This window comes from Streptomyces sp. NPDC047081 (assembly GCF_040643775.1).
Classification (GTDB): domain Bacteria; phylum Actinomycetota; class Actinomycetes; order Streptomycetales; family Streptomycetaceae; genus Streptomyces.
Genome location: NZ_JBEYUY010000003.1, coordinates 34198 through 50145, shown reverse-complemented (window position 1 = coordinate 50145; position 15948 = coordinate 34198). Strand labels below are relative to the sequence as shown.

The 15948-nt window shown below is 70.5% G+C and carries 14 protein-coding genes; 11 read left to right on the top strand and 3 right to left on the bottom strand.

Going from position 1 to position 15948, the window contains the following annotated elements; all coding sequences use genetic code 11:
• Positions 1 to 137: 137 nt before the first annotated feature.
• From ABZ848_RS05940 to ABZ848_RS05895, 10 genes are all read left to right on the top strand, one after another.
• On the top strand, positions 138 to 1067 hold the full coding sequence (locus ABZ848_RS05940) for a DUF2520 domain-containing protein (protein ID WP_360825963.1): 930 nt from the start codon (positions 138 to 140) through the stop codon (positions 1065 to 1067).
• A complete protein-coding gene (gene panC, locus ABZ848_RS05935) occupies positions 1064 to 2113 on the top strand; it encodes a pantoate--beta-alanine ligase (RefSeq protein ID WP_360825960.1) in 1050 nt (349 codons plus the stop codon). The genes ABZ848_RS05940 and panC overlap by 4 nt, the downstream gene beginning before the upstream one ends.
• Entirely contained in the window at positions 2110 to 3834 is a 1725-nt protein-coding gene (locus tag ABZ848_RS05930) for an L-aspartate oxidase (protein WP_360825957.1), read from the top strand. Before panC ends, ABZ848_RS05930 begins: the two co-directional genes overlap by 4 nt.
• A gap of 5 nt (positions 3835 to 3839) precedes the next feature.
• Entirely contained in the window at positions 3840 to 4817 is a 978-nt protein-coding gene (gene nadC / locus ABZ848_RS05925) for a carboxylating nicotinate-nucleotide diphosphorylase (protein WP_360825955.1), read from the top strand.
• Positions 4818 to 4826: 9 nt separating this feature from the next.
• Entirely contained in the window at positions 4827 to 5624 is a 798-nt protein-coding gene (locus ABZ848_RS05920) for a type III pantothenate kinase (protein ID WP_275777748.1), read from the top strand.
• Between the two features lie 121 nt (positions 5625 to 5745).
• Positions 5746 to 6396, top strand: a complete 651-nt coding sequence (locus tag ABZ848_RS05915) for a hypothetical protein (RefSeq protein ID WP_360827133.1) — start codon at positions 5746 to 5748, stop codon at positions 6394 to 6396.
• A 74-nt stretch (positions 6397 to 6470) separates the two neighbouring features.
• Positions 6471 to 6650 (top strand): hypothetical protein, encoded by a 180-nt coding sequence (locus tag ABZ848_RS05910; protein ID WP_360825951.1) that lies wholly within the window; start codon positions 6471 to 6473, stop codon positions 6648 to 6650.
• Between the two features lie 150 nt (positions 6651 to 6800).
• Positions 6801 to 7226, top strand: a complete 426-nt coding sequence (locus ABZ848_RS05905) for a BlaI/MecI/CopY family transcriptional regulator (RefSeq protein WP_278197421.1) — start codon at positions 6801 to 6803, stop codon at positions 7224 to 7226.
• A 9-nt stretch (positions 7227 to 7235) separates the two neighbouring features.
• Entirely contained in the window at positions 7236 to 7778 is a 543-nt protein-coding gene (locus ABZ848_RS05900) for an amino-acid N-acetyltransferase (RefSeq protein ID WP_360825947.1), read from the top strand.
• 228 nt (positions 7779 to 8006) lie between these two features.
• A complete protein-coding gene (locus ABZ848_RS05895) occupies positions 8007 to 8342 on the top strand; it encodes an Lsr2 family protein (protein WP_360825944.1) in 336 nt (111 codons plus the stop codon).
• On the opposite strand, the gene ABZ848_RS05890 is transcribed toward ABZ848_RS05895, so the two are convergent.
• Positions 8321 to 9013 (bottom strand): SCO3374 family protein, encoded by a 693-nt coding sequence (locus tag ABZ848_RS05890; protein WP_360825941.1) that lies wholly within the window; start codon positions 9011 to 9013, stop codon positions 8321 to 8323. The genes ABZ848_RS05895 and ABZ848_RS05890 overlap by 22 nt on opposite strands.
• A gap of 430 nt (positions 9014 to 9443) precedes the next feature.
• Between ABZ848_RS05890 and ABZ848_RS05885 the strand changes: the two genes are divergently transcribed.
• Positions 9444 to 11969, top strand: a complete 2526-nt coding sequence (locus tag ABZ848_RS05885) for an ATP-dependent Clp protease ATP-binding subunit (protein WP_360825939.1) — start codon at positions 9444 to 9446, stop codon at positions 11967 to 11969.
• A gap of 62 nt (positions 11970 to 12031) precedes the next feature.
• Here the strand turns inward: ABZ848_RS05885 and ABZ848_RS05880 are convergent, their stop codons facing one another.
• Together ABZ848_RS05880 and ABZ848_RS05875 are read right to left on the bottom strand one after the other, a co-directional pair.
• Positions 12032 to 15121, bottom strand: a complete 3090-nt coding sequence (locus tag ABZ848_RS05880; RefSeq protein ID WP_360825936.1) for an NACHT domain-containing protein — start codon at positions 15119 to 15121, stop codon at positions 12032 to 12034.
• 46 nt (positions 15122 to 15167) lie between these two features.
• Complete coding sequence (locus ABZ848_RS05875) at positions 15168 to 15794, bottom strand: HAD family acid phosphatase (protein WP_360825933.1); 627 nt, start codon at positions 15792 to 15794, stop codon at positions 15168 to 15170.
• Positions 15795 to 15948 lie beyond the last annotated feature (154 nt).

Genomic DNA, 15948 nt, shown 5'->3' with positions numbered 1-15948 from the left:
CAGGCTTTCCCGGGCCCCGACGGCGTGCGATAACCCACAGCCTGTGGACAACCGGACGCCCTGTGAATCGATCGCGTTAACATGACGAGAAATCGTCCGGTACCCGGAGCGGACTGGAACGGGAAGGCCGCCGTCGCGTGAGTACAAGCCAACTGCCAGACCCCAAGGACCGTCCCGCGCGGCTCACCGTCGGCGTCGTCGGCGCCGGCCGCGTGGGTCCCGCACTGGCCGCGTCCCTCCAGCTCGCCGGACACCGCCCGGTGGCCGTCTCCGGGGTCTCCGAGGCGTCCAGGAGGCGCGCCGCGCAGCTGCTTCCCGACGTCCCGGTCGTGCCGCCCGCCGAGGTGCTCCGGCGTGCCGACCTGGTCCTGCTGACCGTCCCGGACGACACCCTGCCCGGCCTGGTCGAGGGCCTCGCCGAGACCGGGGCCGTACGGCCGGGGCAGCTGCTCGTGCACACCTCTGGGCGGTACGGCGCCAAGGTCCTGGACCCCGCCCTGCGCGCGGGCGCGCTGCCGCTGGCCCTGCACCCCGCGATGACCTTCACAGGCACGCCTGTGGACGTCCAGCGCCTCGCCGGCTGCTCGTTCGGTGTCACCGCGCCCGACGAACTGCGGCTGGCGGCCGAGGCCCTCGTCATCGAGATGGGCGGCGAACCGGAATGGATCGCCGAGGAGCGCCGCCCGCTCTACCACGCGGCGCTCGCCCTGGGCGCGAACCACCTGGTCACGCTGGTCGCGCAGTCGATGGAGCTGCTGCGCGAGGCCGGCGTGGAGGCGCCCGACCGGATGCTCGGCCCGCTGCTGGGCGCCGCCCTCGACAACGCCCTGCGCTCCGGCGACGCGGCCCTGACCGGCCCGGTCGCGCGCGGGGACGCGGGCACCGTCGCCGCGCACGTCGCGGAGCTGCGCAGGCACGCCCCGCAGACCGTCGCCGGCTATCTGGCGATGGCCCGCGCCACCGCCGACCGCGCGCTCGCCCACGGGCTGCTCAAGCCGGAGCTCGCCGAGGACCTCCTCGGAGTGCTCGCCACCGGGACCAACGGCGCCGAGGGAGACGCCCGATGACCACCACCCTGCTGCGCACCGCCGAGGAACTGCACGCACGCACGCGTACCGGCCGCCGCGCCGTGGTGATGACCATGGGCGCCCTGCACGAGGGCCACGCCACCCTGGTCCGCACCGCGCGCGAGATCGCCGGACCGGACGGCGAGGTCGTCGTCACCGTCTTCGTGAACCCCCTCCAGTTCGGCAAGGGCGAGGACCTCGACCGCTACCCGCGCACCCTGGACGCCGACATCAAGGTCGCCGAAGAGGCAGGCGCGGACGCCGTGTTCGCACCCTCCGTCGACGAGGTCTACCCGGGCGGCGAGCCCCAGGTGCGCATCAGCGCGGGCCCCATGGGGGAGCGCCTGGAGGGCGCCTCGCGCCCCGGGCACTTCGACGGCATGCTCACCGTCGTCGCCAAGCTCCTCCACCTCACCCGCCCCGACATCGCTCTGTACGGCCAGAAGGACGCCCAGCAGCTCGCCCTGATCCGCCGCATGGTGCGCGACCTGAACTTCGGCGTGGAGATCGTCGGCGTCCCCACCGTGCGCGAGGAGGACGGGCTCGCCCTCTCCAGCCGCAACCGCTATCTCTCGCCCGAGGAGCGGCGCACCGCGCTCGCCCTCTCACACGCCCTGTTCGCGGGCCGCGACCGGCACGCCGCCCAGGAGGCGCTGCGCGCGCGGGCGCGCGAGGTGCCCGCCACGCACGCGCGTGCCGAAGCGCTCAGCGCCCTCGGCGAGTCGCGCGCCGCGGCCGACGCGCACGCCGTCGCCAAGTCCCTCCCGGCGTCCACCGCGTCCGTCGGCGCGGATGCCTCGCGGCGCACCTCCTACGGCGCCCCCTTGGCCGTACGCGCCGCGGCCCGCCTGGTGCTCGACGAGGCCGCGCGCCTGTCCCCGCCGCTCGAACTGGACTACCTCGCCCTCGTCGACCCGTCCGACTTCACCGAGATCGAGGACGACTTCACCGGCGAGGCCGTCCTCGCCGTCGCCGCCCGGGTCGGGACGACCCGGCTGATCGACAACCTTCCACTCACTTTCGGAACCCTCGGAGCCGCCTCGTGACCAGCACAGGCATACGACTGCACGCGCCCGCCCCCGGATGGTCCATCAACGCGGACGTCGTGGTCGTCGGCTCCGGCGTCGCCGGACTCACCGCGGCCCTGCGCTGCGAGGCCGCCGGCCTGAAGACCGTCGTCGTCACCAAGGCCCGCCTCGACGACGGCTCCACCCGCTGGGCGCAGGGGGGCATCGCCGCGGCCCTCGGCGACGGCGACACCCCCGAACAGCACCTGGACGACACCCTGGTGGCCGGCGTGGGCCTGTGCGACGAGGAGGCGGTACGGATCCTCGTCACGGAGGGCCCGGACGCCGTACGCCGGCTCATCGCCACCGGCGCGCACTTCGACGAGTCCGAAGAGGGTGCCCTGGAGCTCACCCGAGAGGGCGGCCACCACCGCCGCCGGATCGCACACGCGGGCGGCGACGCGACCGGCGCGGAGATCTCCCGCGCGCTGGTCGAGGCGGCACACGCGCGTGGCGTGCGCACGATCGAGAACGCGCTCGTCCTCGACCTGCTGACCGACACCGACGGCCGTACGGCGGGCGTGAGCCTGCACGTCATGGGCGAGGGCCAGCACGACGGCGTGGGCGCCGTGCACGCGCCCGCGGTCGTCCTCGCGACCGGCGGCATGGGCCAGGTCTTCTCCGCGACCACCAACCCGTCGGTGTCGACCGGCGACGGCGTGGCACTCGCCCTGCGAGCGGGCGCGGAGGTGAGCGACCTGGAGTTCGTGCAGTTCCACCCGACCGTGCTCTTCCTCGGCCCGGACGCCGAGGGCCAGCAGCCGCTCGTCTCCGAGGCCGTGCGCGGCGAGGGCGCGCACCTGGTCGACGCCGACGGCGTTCGCTTCATGGTCGGGCAGCACGAACTGGCCGAGCTCGCGCCCCGGGACATCGTCGCCAAGGGCATCATGCGGCGCATGCAGGAGCAGGACGCCGAGCACATGTTCCTGGACGCCCGGCACTTCGGCGCCGACATGTGGGAGCACCGCTTCCCGACGATCCTCGCCGCCTGCCGCGCCCACGGCATCGACCCGGTCACCGACCCCATACCGATCGCGCCGGCCGCCCACTACGCCTCCGGAGGCGTGCGCACCGACTCCCGGGGCCGTACGACCGTCCCGGGCCTGTACGCGTGCGGTGAGGTCGCCTGCACCGGCGTGCACGGCGCGAACCGGCTCGCTTCCAACTCCCTCCTCGAAGGCCTCGTCTACGCCGAGCGCATCGCCGCCGACATCACGGCGACGCACGCCGAAAGCGGCCTCCACGCGCGCGTGCCCGAGCCCGTCGATCACCCCCAGGTGCCCGCGCACCCGCTGCTGGCCCCCGAGGCCCGGTTCGCGATCCAGCGGATCATGACCGACGGCGCGGGCGTCCTGCGCTCCGCCGACTCCCTCGCCCAGGCCGCCGACCAGCTCCAGCGGCTGCACACCGAGGCCCGCGACGCCCTCGACGAGAACGGCAAGACCGCCGAGCCCGGCGTCGACACCTGGGAGTCCACCAACCTCCTGTGCGTGGCCCGCGTCCTGGTCGCCGCCGCCCGGCTGCGCGAGGAGACCCGGGGCTGCCACTGGCGCGAGGACCACGCCGACCGCGACGACACCGCATGGCGCCGCCACATCGTCGTACGGCTGAATCCGGACCGCACGCTCGCCGTACACACCACCGGTACCCCAGACTTCCCCCCGACACAGCAGCCCCAGCAGCGCCACCAGGAGCAGTGACAGAAGTGAGCACCCCCGACCTTCCCCTCGCGTCGAACGGCGGCTGCGGCGACGGCTGTGCCTGCGGCGCGGACGTCGACGCCGAATACCTGGAGTGCGGGCTCGATCCCGCGCTCGCCGAGCTCCTGGCCGACGCCGGACTCGACCCCGTGGAGGTCGAGGACATCGCCAACGTGGCCATCCAGGAGGACCTGGACGGCGGCCTGGACGTCACGACCGTCTCGACCATCCCCGAGGACGCCGTCGCCACCGCCGACTTCACCGCGCGCGAGGCGGGCGTCGTGGCCGGACTCCGGGTCGCCGAAGCGGTGATCTCCGTGGTCTGCGAGGACGAGTTCGAGGTCGAGCGGCACGTCGAGGACGGCGACCGCGTCGAGGCCGGGCAGAAGCTGCTGTCGGTCACCACGCGCACGCGTGACCTGCTCACCGCCGAGCGCAGCGCCCTCAACCTCCTGTGCCGCCTGTCCGGCATCGCGACCGCCACGCGCGCGTGGGCGGACGCACTGGAGGACACCAAGGCACGCGTGCGTGACACGCGCAAGACCACGCCGGGCCTGAGGTCCCTGGAGAAGTACGCGGTGCGCTGCGGCGGCGGTGTCAACCACCGCATGTCGCTCTCCGACGCGGCCCTGGTCAAGGACAACCACGTGGTCGCCGCCGGCGGCGTCGCGCAGGCCTTCAAGGCCGTACGGGAGGCCTTCCCGGACGTACCGATCGAGGTCGAGGTCGACACCCTGCACCAGCTGCGCGAGGTCGTGGACGCCGGTGCCGACCTGATCCTGCTGGACAACTTCACGCCCGGCGAGTGCGAGGAGGCCGTCGCCCTGGTGCACGGCCGGGCCGCCCTGGAGGCCTCCGGCCGGCTCACCCTCGACAACGCGCGCGCGTACGCCGACACCGGCGTCGACTACCTCGCCGTGGGCGCCCTCACCCACTCCTCGCCGATCCTCGACATCGGTCTCGACCTGCGAGCGGCGGAGTAGGTAATCCCCATGCTGCTGACGATCGACGTAGGGAACACGCACACCGTCCTGGGCCTCTTCGACGGCGACGACATCGTCGAGCACTGGCGCATCTCCACGGACGCGCGCCGCACCGCCGACGAACTGGCCGTGCTGCTGCAGGGCCTGATGGGCATGCACCCGCTGCTCGGCGACGAACTGGGCGACGGCATCGACGGCATCGCCATCTGCGCCACCGTCCCCTCCGTGCTGCACGAACTGCGCGAGGTGACCCGGCGCTACTACGGCGACGTGCCCGCCGTCCTCGTGGAACCGGGCGTGAAGACCGGTGTGCCGATCCTGACCGACAACCCCAAGGAGGTCGGCGCCGACCGCATCATCAACGCGGTGGCGGCCGTCGAGCTCTACGGGGGACCGGCGATCGTCGTGGACTTCGGTACGGCGACCACCTTCGACGCCGTCTCCGCGCGCGGGGAGTACATCGGCGGCGTGATCGCCCCCGGTATCGAGATCTCCGTCGAGGCGCTCGGCGTCCGGGGCGCGCAGCTGCGGAAGATCGAGGTGGCCCGGCCCCGGAGCGTCATCGGCAAGAACACCGTCGAGGCGATGCAGTCCGGCATCATCTACGGTTTCGCCGGCCAGGTCGACGGGGTCGTCAGCCGTATGGCGCGGGAACTCGCGGAGGACCCCGACGACGTCACGGTGATCGCGACCGGCGGCCTCGCGCCGATGGTCCTGGGCGAGTCCTCGGTCATCGACGAGCACGAGCCCTGGCTGACGCTGGTCGGGCTGCGGCTGGTGTACGAGCGGAACGTGTCCCGTATGTGACCGCCACGGGCGAGGGAGCAACCGGGTGGCGCGGCTGCGCCACACCGCCCTCCTATGTCGAGTTTGTCTGATTAGCGCGTATCGTCGCCGCATGCCCACGCCATACGGATCCCGCGGCGGCATGGCGTTCGGCGCGGAGGAGCTGCGTGTGCTCCGCCGCGCGCTCGCCCTCGCCCTCCACCCCAGCCCCGCCTCGGCCGAGGACGTTCAGGACTGCCTCCGCCTAGCCGAGTCCCTCGACGAGGCGATGCGCGAGGGTGCCCGGCTGCGTGCCTTCCTGGTGGCCGACCTCGCCCGCTACCGCGCCGCCCTGCCCGGCACCGCCGCCGGCTACCTCACGCTCCTGGAGGAGGCGCTGGGCGCCGCCTACCGCCCGAACCCGGACGACCTCGCCGCCCTGAGGGCGCTGCGCGGCAACCCGGTCGCGGCGGCCCTCCTCGACCGCTGCCAGATCCTCGCGGAACAGGACGTACGCGCCCGTCTCGCGCGCGGAACGGCCCGCCAGGCCTCAACGGTCGTCCCCGCCTCGCGTACGCGCCTCACGGCCCTTCCCGGCGGCCTCTCGGGCCCCGTGGCCGGGGACGCCGACCAGGACCCCGCCAAGAAGCCGGAGCGCAGACCCGCGGAGAAGCCGGCCGCCCCCAAGCCGGCTCCCGCGCCGCCCGCCCCGAAGCCCGGCCGCCCCATCCCCACCCCGGGCGAGGTCTTCCCGCGCCGCAAGCCGGCCCCGCCACCCGCGCCGAACCCGCCCCAGGAACTCGCCGCGGGCTGAACCGGACGTCCCGGGGGCCGAATGCGCCGAACCCCGCCATCGGCCCCGTTTCGGGGCGTGGCTAACCTGGACGCATGGACTACGTCTCCGCGCTCGTGCCCCCGGTCGTCATGGCCGTGTTCTTCATCGGCGTGATCAGGGTGATCGTGAAGACCCAGGGCGGGGCCAACAAGGCCAAGGAGGACGCGGCCGTCGACGCCGCCATCGCGCGCGCGGAGGGCGTCCACCAGGGCTCCGCCAGGACCGAAGGCTGACCGCGCCCGCCACGGGCGGGGCCGGCAACGGCGTACGGCTCTCGTTTTCCGAGCCGTACGCCCTTTTTGTTGCCGTTTGCCGGTGAAAGTGCACGTCCGGCACGCCAATGCCGAGTTCTCCCACTATTGTGCTGAGCTGTGCCTCGCCCATTGGGAGAACTCGAAGACGCGGTCATGACGCGGGTGTGGAAGTGGAACCGCCCGGTGACCGTTCGAGAAGTCCTGGAAGACCTTCAGCAGGAACGGTCCATCGCGTACACCACGGTGATGACCGTTTTGGACAATCTCCATCAGAAGGGCTGGGTGCGCCGTGAGGCGGAAGGCCGGGCCTATCGATATGAGGCGGTCTCCACCAGGGCCGCCTACGCCGCCGCCCTGATGAACGACGCCTGGTCCCAGAGTGACAACCCGGCGGCCGCTCTCGTCGCGTTCTTCGGGATGATGAGCGAGGAACAGCGACAGGCCCTGCGTGACGCCGTACGGATCGTCCAAGGGCCGGAAGAGGCGGCGGAAACATCCGGGCCCGCGGATGGCGAGGAGAACCCCGGCTCCGCACCGGACGGCGGCGGGCGATAGCGTCCGCTCATGTCAGTGCAGAGCCCCGAAGGCCCCGAAGTCAGCGCTAAAGCCATCACCGTCCGGCGGGCCCGTACCAGCGATGTCCCGGCGGTGCGCCGACTCCTTGACACGTACGTCCGTGAGCGCATCCTGCTCGACAAAGCGACGGTGACGCTTTACGAGGACATCCAGGAGTTCTGGGTCGCCGAACGCGACGACAACGCCGAGGTCGTCGGGTGCGGCGCCCTGCACGTGATGTGGGAAGACCTCGCGGAAGTCCGCACTCTCGCGGTGAAGCCCGGTCTCAAGGGCGCCGGAGTCGGGCACCAGGTTCTGGAGAAGTTGCTGCACACCGCGCGCTGGCTGGGAGTTCGCCGCGTTTTCTGTCTGACCTTCGAAGTGGACTTCTTCGGCAAGCACGGCTTCGTCGAGATCGGTGAGACCCCTGTCGACACCGATGTCTACGCGGAGCTACTGCGTTCCTATGACGAGGGCGTGGCGGAGTTCCTCGGTCTCGAACGGGTGAAACCGAACACCTTGGGCAACAGCCGGATGCTTCTGCATCTGTGATCGCCGATCATCGCTGCGTATTCCGCGCCCCATGCCCAGGCTCCCTATGTCCGAAACGCGCATGTTTCCGGGCCGGAGCCGGGCTGTCGGTCTCTCCCGGGGGTTTGTGTTTTTCCCGCAAAAGCGGTTTGCTTTCCGACGTACTGCAGTACTGCATATAACAGGGGACGGCGAAACGGCGGACGCCGCAGACCCCAGGCCCGCAAGTTATGGATGAAAGGAAATCCGGTGGCACAGAAGGTTCAGGTCCTTCTTGTCGACGACCTCGACGGCGGCGAGGCGGACGAGACCGTTACGTTCGCGTTGGACGGCAAGACGTACGAGATCGATCTCACGACCGCCAATGCGGACAAGCTCCGTGGCCTTCTCGACCCTTACGTGAAGGGCGGTCGTCGCACCGGAGGCCGCGCCTCGGGCGGTCGCGGAAAGGCGCGTGCCGCTTCCGGTGGCAGCCAGGACACCGCGCAGATTCGCGCGTGGGCCAAGGAGAACGGTTTCGAGGTCAACGACCGCGGCCGTGTCCCCGCGTCCATTCGCGAGGCCTACGAGAAGGCCAACGCCTGATCGCTGGCCGGTGGAAAGGCCGGCGGCTGCGCGCATCCGCGCCGCAGCCGCAACCGGTGGCACTGCGTTGCCACCGTGTACACGAGTCGTACGAGATCGGGGGCGCCGACGACGCCCCCCACGGCCGACATCGTCGGCAGCGAGGCCTCGACCTCGCACCCCGGCTCGGGGGGCCGCAGCCATACGGCGGCCCCCTGTGCGGCGTCCGGGCGCCCCGGGGGCAGCGGCGCGTCCATGAGCGCGCCCTCGCCGAGCGCCGTCAGATCGAGCGCCGGCACCCGCCACTCCAGCCACTCCAGCAGCCCCGGCAGCTCCTCCGCGCTGCCCGCGGCCACCAGCAGCCGCATCCGCCCGCCCTGCAGCGCCACCGGAGAGCCCGCCACGAGATGGCGCAGACCCGCACGGCCCGCCTCGGCCGGCACGTCCAGTACGTCGAAACGCTCGCCCACCCGCAGTCGTACCGGAAATCCCGTGTTCTCTCCGGGGTTCTCGCGTGTCGCGGGCACCGTGGCCCAGCCCAGTTCGTTCTCGTACCACCGGCGGACCTGATCGCCGGGCCCGGCGGCCGGATCCAGCGGCCGGCGGGGGAGCGGGACCGTCGTGCGGCCGGCGCCGTGAGGACCGTCGGCGGGGAGAGCGGAGGAGGTGACCGGAGGGTGGCTGCCAACCATGCCAAGTGCAACCGTCCGAAGCACCCGCGAGTTACGCTGGGTGTTCCGGCGAATGCGCAGAGTGCCGAACGAGGGGGCGTGCGGGGGTGCGGGGAGGCGCAACGTTGTTCGCCCATAGCGGAGGGAACCGGTGCGCGCGGCATGGAGTGTCAGTGCCTGCGGGTAAGACATCCCTAGTGGGAGGGGGCGACACGCAGGCAAGGGCGTCTCACGTTCGCCATCGGCGTACTGATGGTGGGGGTAACTGCCTGGCCTGCGGGAACATCGTCTCGCACCATCGGGTTGGAGCAGATGTCGGCGTTCGGGGTCAGGAGGCCAAGGACGGTGTCGGCAGTTGGAATGAGCGGTCCCCGCTTGCGGGACTAAGCTGCGGAAGGACAGGGAGGGGAAGTTCCCCCCACTGCCTGACCGCTCTGAGGAGCGATTAACGATGTTCGAGAGGTTCACCGACCGCGCGCGGCGGGTTGTCGTCCTGGCTCAGGAAGAAGCCCGGATGCTCAACCACAACTACATCGGCACCGAGCACATCCTCCTGGGCCTGATCCACGAGGGTGAGGGTGTCGCCGCCAAGGCCCTTGAGAGCCTCGGGATTTCGCTCGAGGCGGTCCGCCAGCAGGTGGAGGAGATCATCGGGCAGGGGCAGCAGGCCCCGTCCGGGCACATCCCCTTCACCCCCCGTGCCAAGAAGGTCCTGGAGCTGTCGCTCCGCGAGGCCCTTCAGCTCGGCCACAACTACATCGGCACGGAGCACATCCTGCTCGGCCTGATCCGTGAGGGCGAGGGCGTCGCCGCCCAGGTCCTGGTCAAGCTGGGCGCTGATCTCAACCGGGTGCGGCAGCAGGTCATCCAGCTGCTCTCCGGCTACCAGGGCAAGGAGACCGCCACCGCCGGCGGGCCTGCCGAGGGCACCCCCTCGACGTCCCTGGTCCTCGACCAGTTCGGCCGGAACCTCACCCAGGCCGCTCGTGAGTCCAAGCTCGACCCGGTCATCGGGCGCGAGAAGGAGATCGAGCGGGTCATGCAGGTGCTGTCCCGCCGTACCAAGAACAACCCGGTCCTGATCGGTGAGCCCGGCGTCGGCAAGACCGCCGTCGTCGAGGGCCTCGCCCAGGCCATCGTCAAGGGCGAGGTGCCCGAGACCCTCAAGGACAAGCACCTCTACACCCTCGACCTGGGCGCGCTGGTCGCCGGCTCCCGCTACCGCGGTGACTTCGAGGAGCGCCTGAAGAAGGTCCTCAAGGAGATCCGCACCCGCGGCGACATCATCCTGTTCATCGACGAGCTCCACACGCTGGTCGGTGCGGGTGCCGCCGAGGGCGCCATCGACGCGGCTTCCATCCTGAAGCCGATGCTGGCCCGCGGTGAGCTGCAGACCATCGGCGCCACCACGCTGGACGAGTACCGCAAGCACCTGGAGAAGGACGCGGCCCTCGAGCGCCGCTTCCAGCCCATCCAGGTCGCCGAGCCGTCCCTGCCGCACACCATCGAGATCCTCAAGGGTCTCCGTGACCGGTACGAGGCCCACCACCGCGTCTCGATCACGGACGAGGCCCTCGTCCAGGCCGCGACCCTGGCCGACCGCTACATCTCGGACCGCTTCCTGCCGGACAAGGCGATCGACCTGATCGACGAGGCCGGTTCCCGGATGCGCATCCGCCGGATGACGGCTCCGCCGGACCTCCGCGAGTTCGACGAGAAGATCGCGGGCGTGCGCCGCGACAAGGAGTCGGCCATCGACTCCCAGGACTTCGAGAAGGCGGCCTCTCTCCGCGACAAGGAGAAGCAGCTGCTGGCGGCGAAGGCCAAGCGCGAGAAGGAGTGGAAGGCCGGCGACATGGACGTCGTCGCCGAGGTCGACGGCGAGCTGATCGCCGAGGTCCTCGCGACCGCCACCGGCATCCCGGTCTTCAAGCTGACGGAAGAGGAGTCCTCCCGGCTCCTGCGCATGGAGGACGAGCTCCACAAGCGGGTCATCGGCCAGAAGGACGCCGTCAAGGCGCTCTCGAAGGCGATCCGTCGTACGCGCGCGGGCCTCAAGGACCCGAAGCGCCCCGGTGGTTCGTTCATCTTCGCGGGCCCGTCCGGCGTCGGTAAGACCGAGCTGTCCAAGGCCCTCGCCGAGTTCCTCTTCGGTGACGAGGACGCGCTGATCTCCCTCGACATGTCGGAGTTCAGCGAGAAGCACACGGTCTCGCGTCTCTTCGGTTCGCCCCCCGGTTACGTGGGCTACGAAGAGGGCGGCCAGCTGACGGAGAAGGTGCGGCGCAAGCCGTTCTCGGTGGTCCTCTTCGACGAGGTCGAGAAGGCGCACCCGGACATCTTCAACAGCCTGCTCCAGATCCTGGAGGACGGTCGTCTGACCGACTCCCAGGGCCGGGTCGTGGACTTCAAGAACACGGTCATCATCATGACGACCAACCTCGGCACGCGGGACATCTCGAAGGGCTTCAACCTGGGCTTCGCGGCCTCGGGCGACACGAAGTCGAACTACGAGCGCATGAAGAACAAGGTCTCGGACGAGCTCAAGCAGCACTTCCGCCCCGAGTTCCTCAACCGCGTCGACGACGTCGTCGTCTTCCCGCAGCTGACGCAGGAGGACATCCTCGCGATCGTCGACCTGATGATCAGCAAGGTGGACGAGCGCCTCAAGGACCGGGACATGGGCATCGAGCTCTCCCAGTCCGCGAAGGAACTGCTGTCGAAGAAGGGTTACGACCCCGTCCTGGGCGCGCGGCCGCTGCGTCGCACGATCCAGCGCGAGATCGAGGACACGCTGTCGGAGAAGATCCTCTTCGGCGAGCTGCGTCCTGGTCACATCGTGGTCGTCGACACGGAGGGCGAGGGCGAGACCCAGACCTTCACCTTCCGGGGCGAGGAGAAGTCGGCACTGCCGGATGTTCCGCCGATCGAGCAGGCGGCTGGTGGGGCTGGGCCGAATCTGAGCAAGGAGGCGTAGCCCTTCGGGGATACGTCGAAGAGAGGGGCCGGTGCCTTTGGGTGCCGGCCCCTTTTGTTTGGTCAGAAGAAGTAAGGGCGAGAAGGTACGACGGTGATCTCGGCGCCGGGGAAAAGGTGGGCGTAGCGGGCTGCTTCGGTGGGCGTGTACTGCGGCTCGGCGGACAGAGTGACCGCCCTGACGTGTGGGCAGCAGCGGGACAGCGGCATCAGGTCCGTCTCTTCCCTGATGTTCGAGACGTACAGGACCTCGACCGTGGGCAGTTGCGGGGCATCCAGGAGACGCGGGATGAGTCCCACACCGATGGTCAGGCGGGCGAGGTCGGGAAGCTCGGCGACCTCAGACCAGTCGCGAGAGCCAAGTTGCGCGTCGATGTCGTCCCAGAGGTTGAGGTGTTCCAGCGTCGGCCAGCGGCTCAGACCGCGCAGTCCCGCACCTGTGACGGCATTTCCGCCGAGGGTGATCGAGGTCAGCGGCGCGTCCCGGGGCAGGGCGGTCAGCCCGCCGCCAGGCAATGGCGTCACGACAGCCAGCGACTCCAGCGCGTCGAGACGGTTCAGTCCGGGTACGCCGACCAAGTTGAGCAGCATCAGGTCGCGCACGCCCGTCTCAGCCAGGGGAGCGAGATCGCGCTCGGTGGTACCGCGAGACAGGACCAGGTAGTTGAGGGAGCTGAAGGCGACCAGCGGACTCAGATCAGTCACCAGGTCGTTGTCGTAGAGTGCCAGCTGCTTCACGTTCTCGGGCACCATTCTGAGCAGGTCAACGAGGGCGTGATTGCCGGCGATGCCGACACGGTCCCGATGACCGAGTCGTGGCAGGGCGCGCAGGTGCTCGGCCGAGGTGAGGTTGACGAAGAACTCACTGGTCTCTACATGGGCGAGCACCTCGTCGGCGTACGACTCGGCGTCGAAACGCTCCCAGGCACGCAGCAGATTGAGCCGGACCCGCTCCGCCGCATGCTCCCGGAACCGCGCCAGCATCGGCACCGCCGCATCCGTCCCCACCAGTGCCGCCGTCGCCGTAACCGCCTCGGCCTCGTCGTCGGACAGACCTTCTGGACCGGGCAGTAGTTCCAGGACCAGCGGCCCGATCTCCGCCAGCTCCTTGGCCTCCTCCGCCGTCCGGGGCGGCAGCAGGGCGGCCGCCAGTTCCTCGACCCGGCCCCGCACCGCCGGATCCAGTTCCGTCGCGTGTTCCAGACAGGCCATGGCCAGCAGATGGGCGCGTTTGTCCGGGGACGTGGTCAACAGGCCCAACAGCTCCGCCCGTTCCCGGGGCCGGGCCTGGGCCACCGCCATGCGGATCACGTCCGCCCACTGGTCGTCCGTGGCGTGCTCCGCGAGCAGCCCGAAGTCCCCGGCCTCCACCGCGGCCCGCGCACCCAGGTAGTCCTGGAACGTGCGGTGCACGAAGTGGATCGTCTCTGGGGCGGGTGACAGCAGAAGCCCTGTGCGGATCAGGAAATGCCGTAGGACCGCCCCCGCGTCGCCGAGCACCCCCGCCGCCGGCACCGCCGGCAGCACCTCCCCGATGATGCTCTCCGCCCGGCTTCGGTCCATCTCCGTACGGCCGTTGCGGATCAGCCAGTACGCCAGGCGCTGCAACAGCTGCAGCTGAGGTTCCTCGCTGAGTTCCGGCACGGTCATGTCCCGTTCCCGGTCCCTGCGGACCAGCAGCATCGAGAGCGCGGAGTCGTACAACTCCTTGCGGCCGTACGGGAGATAGCCCCGCCGGTCGCGGTGCAGGGCGCAGATCAGGCCGCACATCAGGGGGTTGGTGGCGAGTCGGCCCAGGTCGGGCTTGGTGCGGACGGCGTCGAGGAGTTGGGCCTCGTACACCTTCAGCTGTTCGTCCTCCTCGGGGGTGCCCGTGGCGGCCGCCCCGTGCCAACGCCTGATGAACGACCCCACGTCCCCCGGGCTCATCGCTGACAGGCCCAGCTCCGTGAAGCCGTCCGCCGCGAGCCAGTCCTCGCGGACCGCCGAGGGGCGGGACGTGACCAGCCAGCGGTTGCCGGGGTAGGCCTCGATCAGGTCGCGCAGCCAGGTGCGGGCCCGTTCGCGTTCCGGTTCGGGGACCTCGTCCAGGCCGTCGACCAGGATGAGGGCGCGGCCGCTCGCCAGGACGCGGTTCTCCCAGCCGTCCGGCTGGGTGCCGGCGAGCGGGCAGCCCACGGCCGTGAGGAAGTGCGCCGGGGCCGGGAGGCGTTCGCCGTGGCGGGTGAGGGTGCGGAGGGGGAGGACGAACGGGATGCGGCCGGTGAGGTAGGCCATGCGGTCGGTGGGGTCCGTCGCTGCTGAGACCGCCAGCCACTGGATGAGTGTGGTCTTGCCCGAGCCTGCCGTACCGCGCAGGAGTACGCGGTCGTGGCCGGCCAGGACCTGGTCCGCGGGCGTCGAGACCGGTGCGGCGGGCGGTGGGCCGAAGGCCGGGTCCTCGCCGCGGCCGATCACGTCCAGGCTGAGGTAGGCCGCGTCCAGGGGCCAGCGGTTGTGGGAGTTGGTGAGGTCGATGCCGTAGATCGTGAGCTTGCCGTGCTTTCGGGCGACGTACTCCAGGTAGCCGCGTTCGAAGGTGGTGTCCCGGCCGCCCGGGCGTGGCGTGCGGGCGATCAACTCGTCGACCTTGGCGATGAGTTCGGCCTGCGCCCGGGTCTGTTCGACGAGGGTGCGGGCCACGAAGGTGGAGCGGCGGGTGAAGAACTCCAGGATCTGGAGGCAGGCCCACTCCGTGGCGGAGTCGAGGAAGAGGCAGGCGTCCGCAGAGAGGCCGTCGGTGGACGGAGCGCGCCGTCCCAGCTGCCGCGCCAGCTCCGCGCTGCCCAGCCGCACGGCTTGGACGTCGTCCATGTCCAGCTCGCCGAGGGCCAGCAGCCTGCGGGCCAGGGCATCGGCCACGGCGGTCTGCTCTCGGGCCCGGAACGGTGCCTCGCCGGGCGAGTCGAAGGCCTGCCGGACCAGATGGTCCGCGAGCTTCTGTACGTCCTTGCCGTCGAGCGTGCGCTTCTCGCCCCGGAACGACACCAGATCCTTCAGCCGCACCGGCTTGTCGACCAGGCCCGCGCCCGGTCCGTCCGTCACGAACAGCTTCTTCACCAGCGGGCCGACGACGCTCGACGCCAGCTTGCCGCCCAGTACCGCAGGCTCCATCCGCCACCCCCGTGACTCGCGCCAACGGATGGAGCCTAACCGTCGGCTACGACAACTGGCCGTCGTAGTCCGGCAGTTTGAACGTCTTGTCGGCGTGGCCGCCCGACAGGTCCGTCGTGCTGTTGCCGATGTTCGCGATGATGTCGTAACCCTTGTTCTCGATGTCGACGCGCTGGGCGGTCTTGTACGCGGCGACGTCCTTGAAGAGGTCGAAGAGGCCGCGGACGTAGAGGCCGGAGACCTTGTAGCCGTCGTATTCGAGGTTGTACTCGGTCGGCAGGTAGATGATGCCGGGGCGGGCCGTGACGAAGAAGAGGGAGACGCCGTGCTCCTGGGCGTAGCGAGCGACGTTCAGGACCGGCTTGTTGGCCGGCTGGGGGTAGCTGAAGCCGAAGTCGGTCTCCAGCGTGGTGTTGTCGATGTCGAAGACGATCGCCTGCTTGGCGCCCGGCTTGGCGGAGGCGATGCGCTGCTTCAGGTAGGGGAGGGCCTGGTCCATCACCGACTGGCAGTCCTTCTGCCAGGTCGCGTAGTCGACGTCCCCGGAGGCGGAGGCGGAGGCGGAGGCGGTGGTGGTCGTCGCCGCTTCGGCGGGGGCCGCCAGGGCCAGGAAGGCTGAGGCGGTGACGGCGGTGACGGCCAGGCGGCTCACCAGCGGGCGTCGGCTTCTCATGGGGGGTCCTCTCACATCCGTATGCCGTTGTCTGGTGCATGTTCAGGGGCGAGGGTGGCGTGAGGGGAACCGTAGGGTTACTGGCGGGTAAGTGGCCAGAGATGTGCGTCACATGGGGCGGGTGGTTGCTCGCGGTCCCCGGTGACATGCCGCA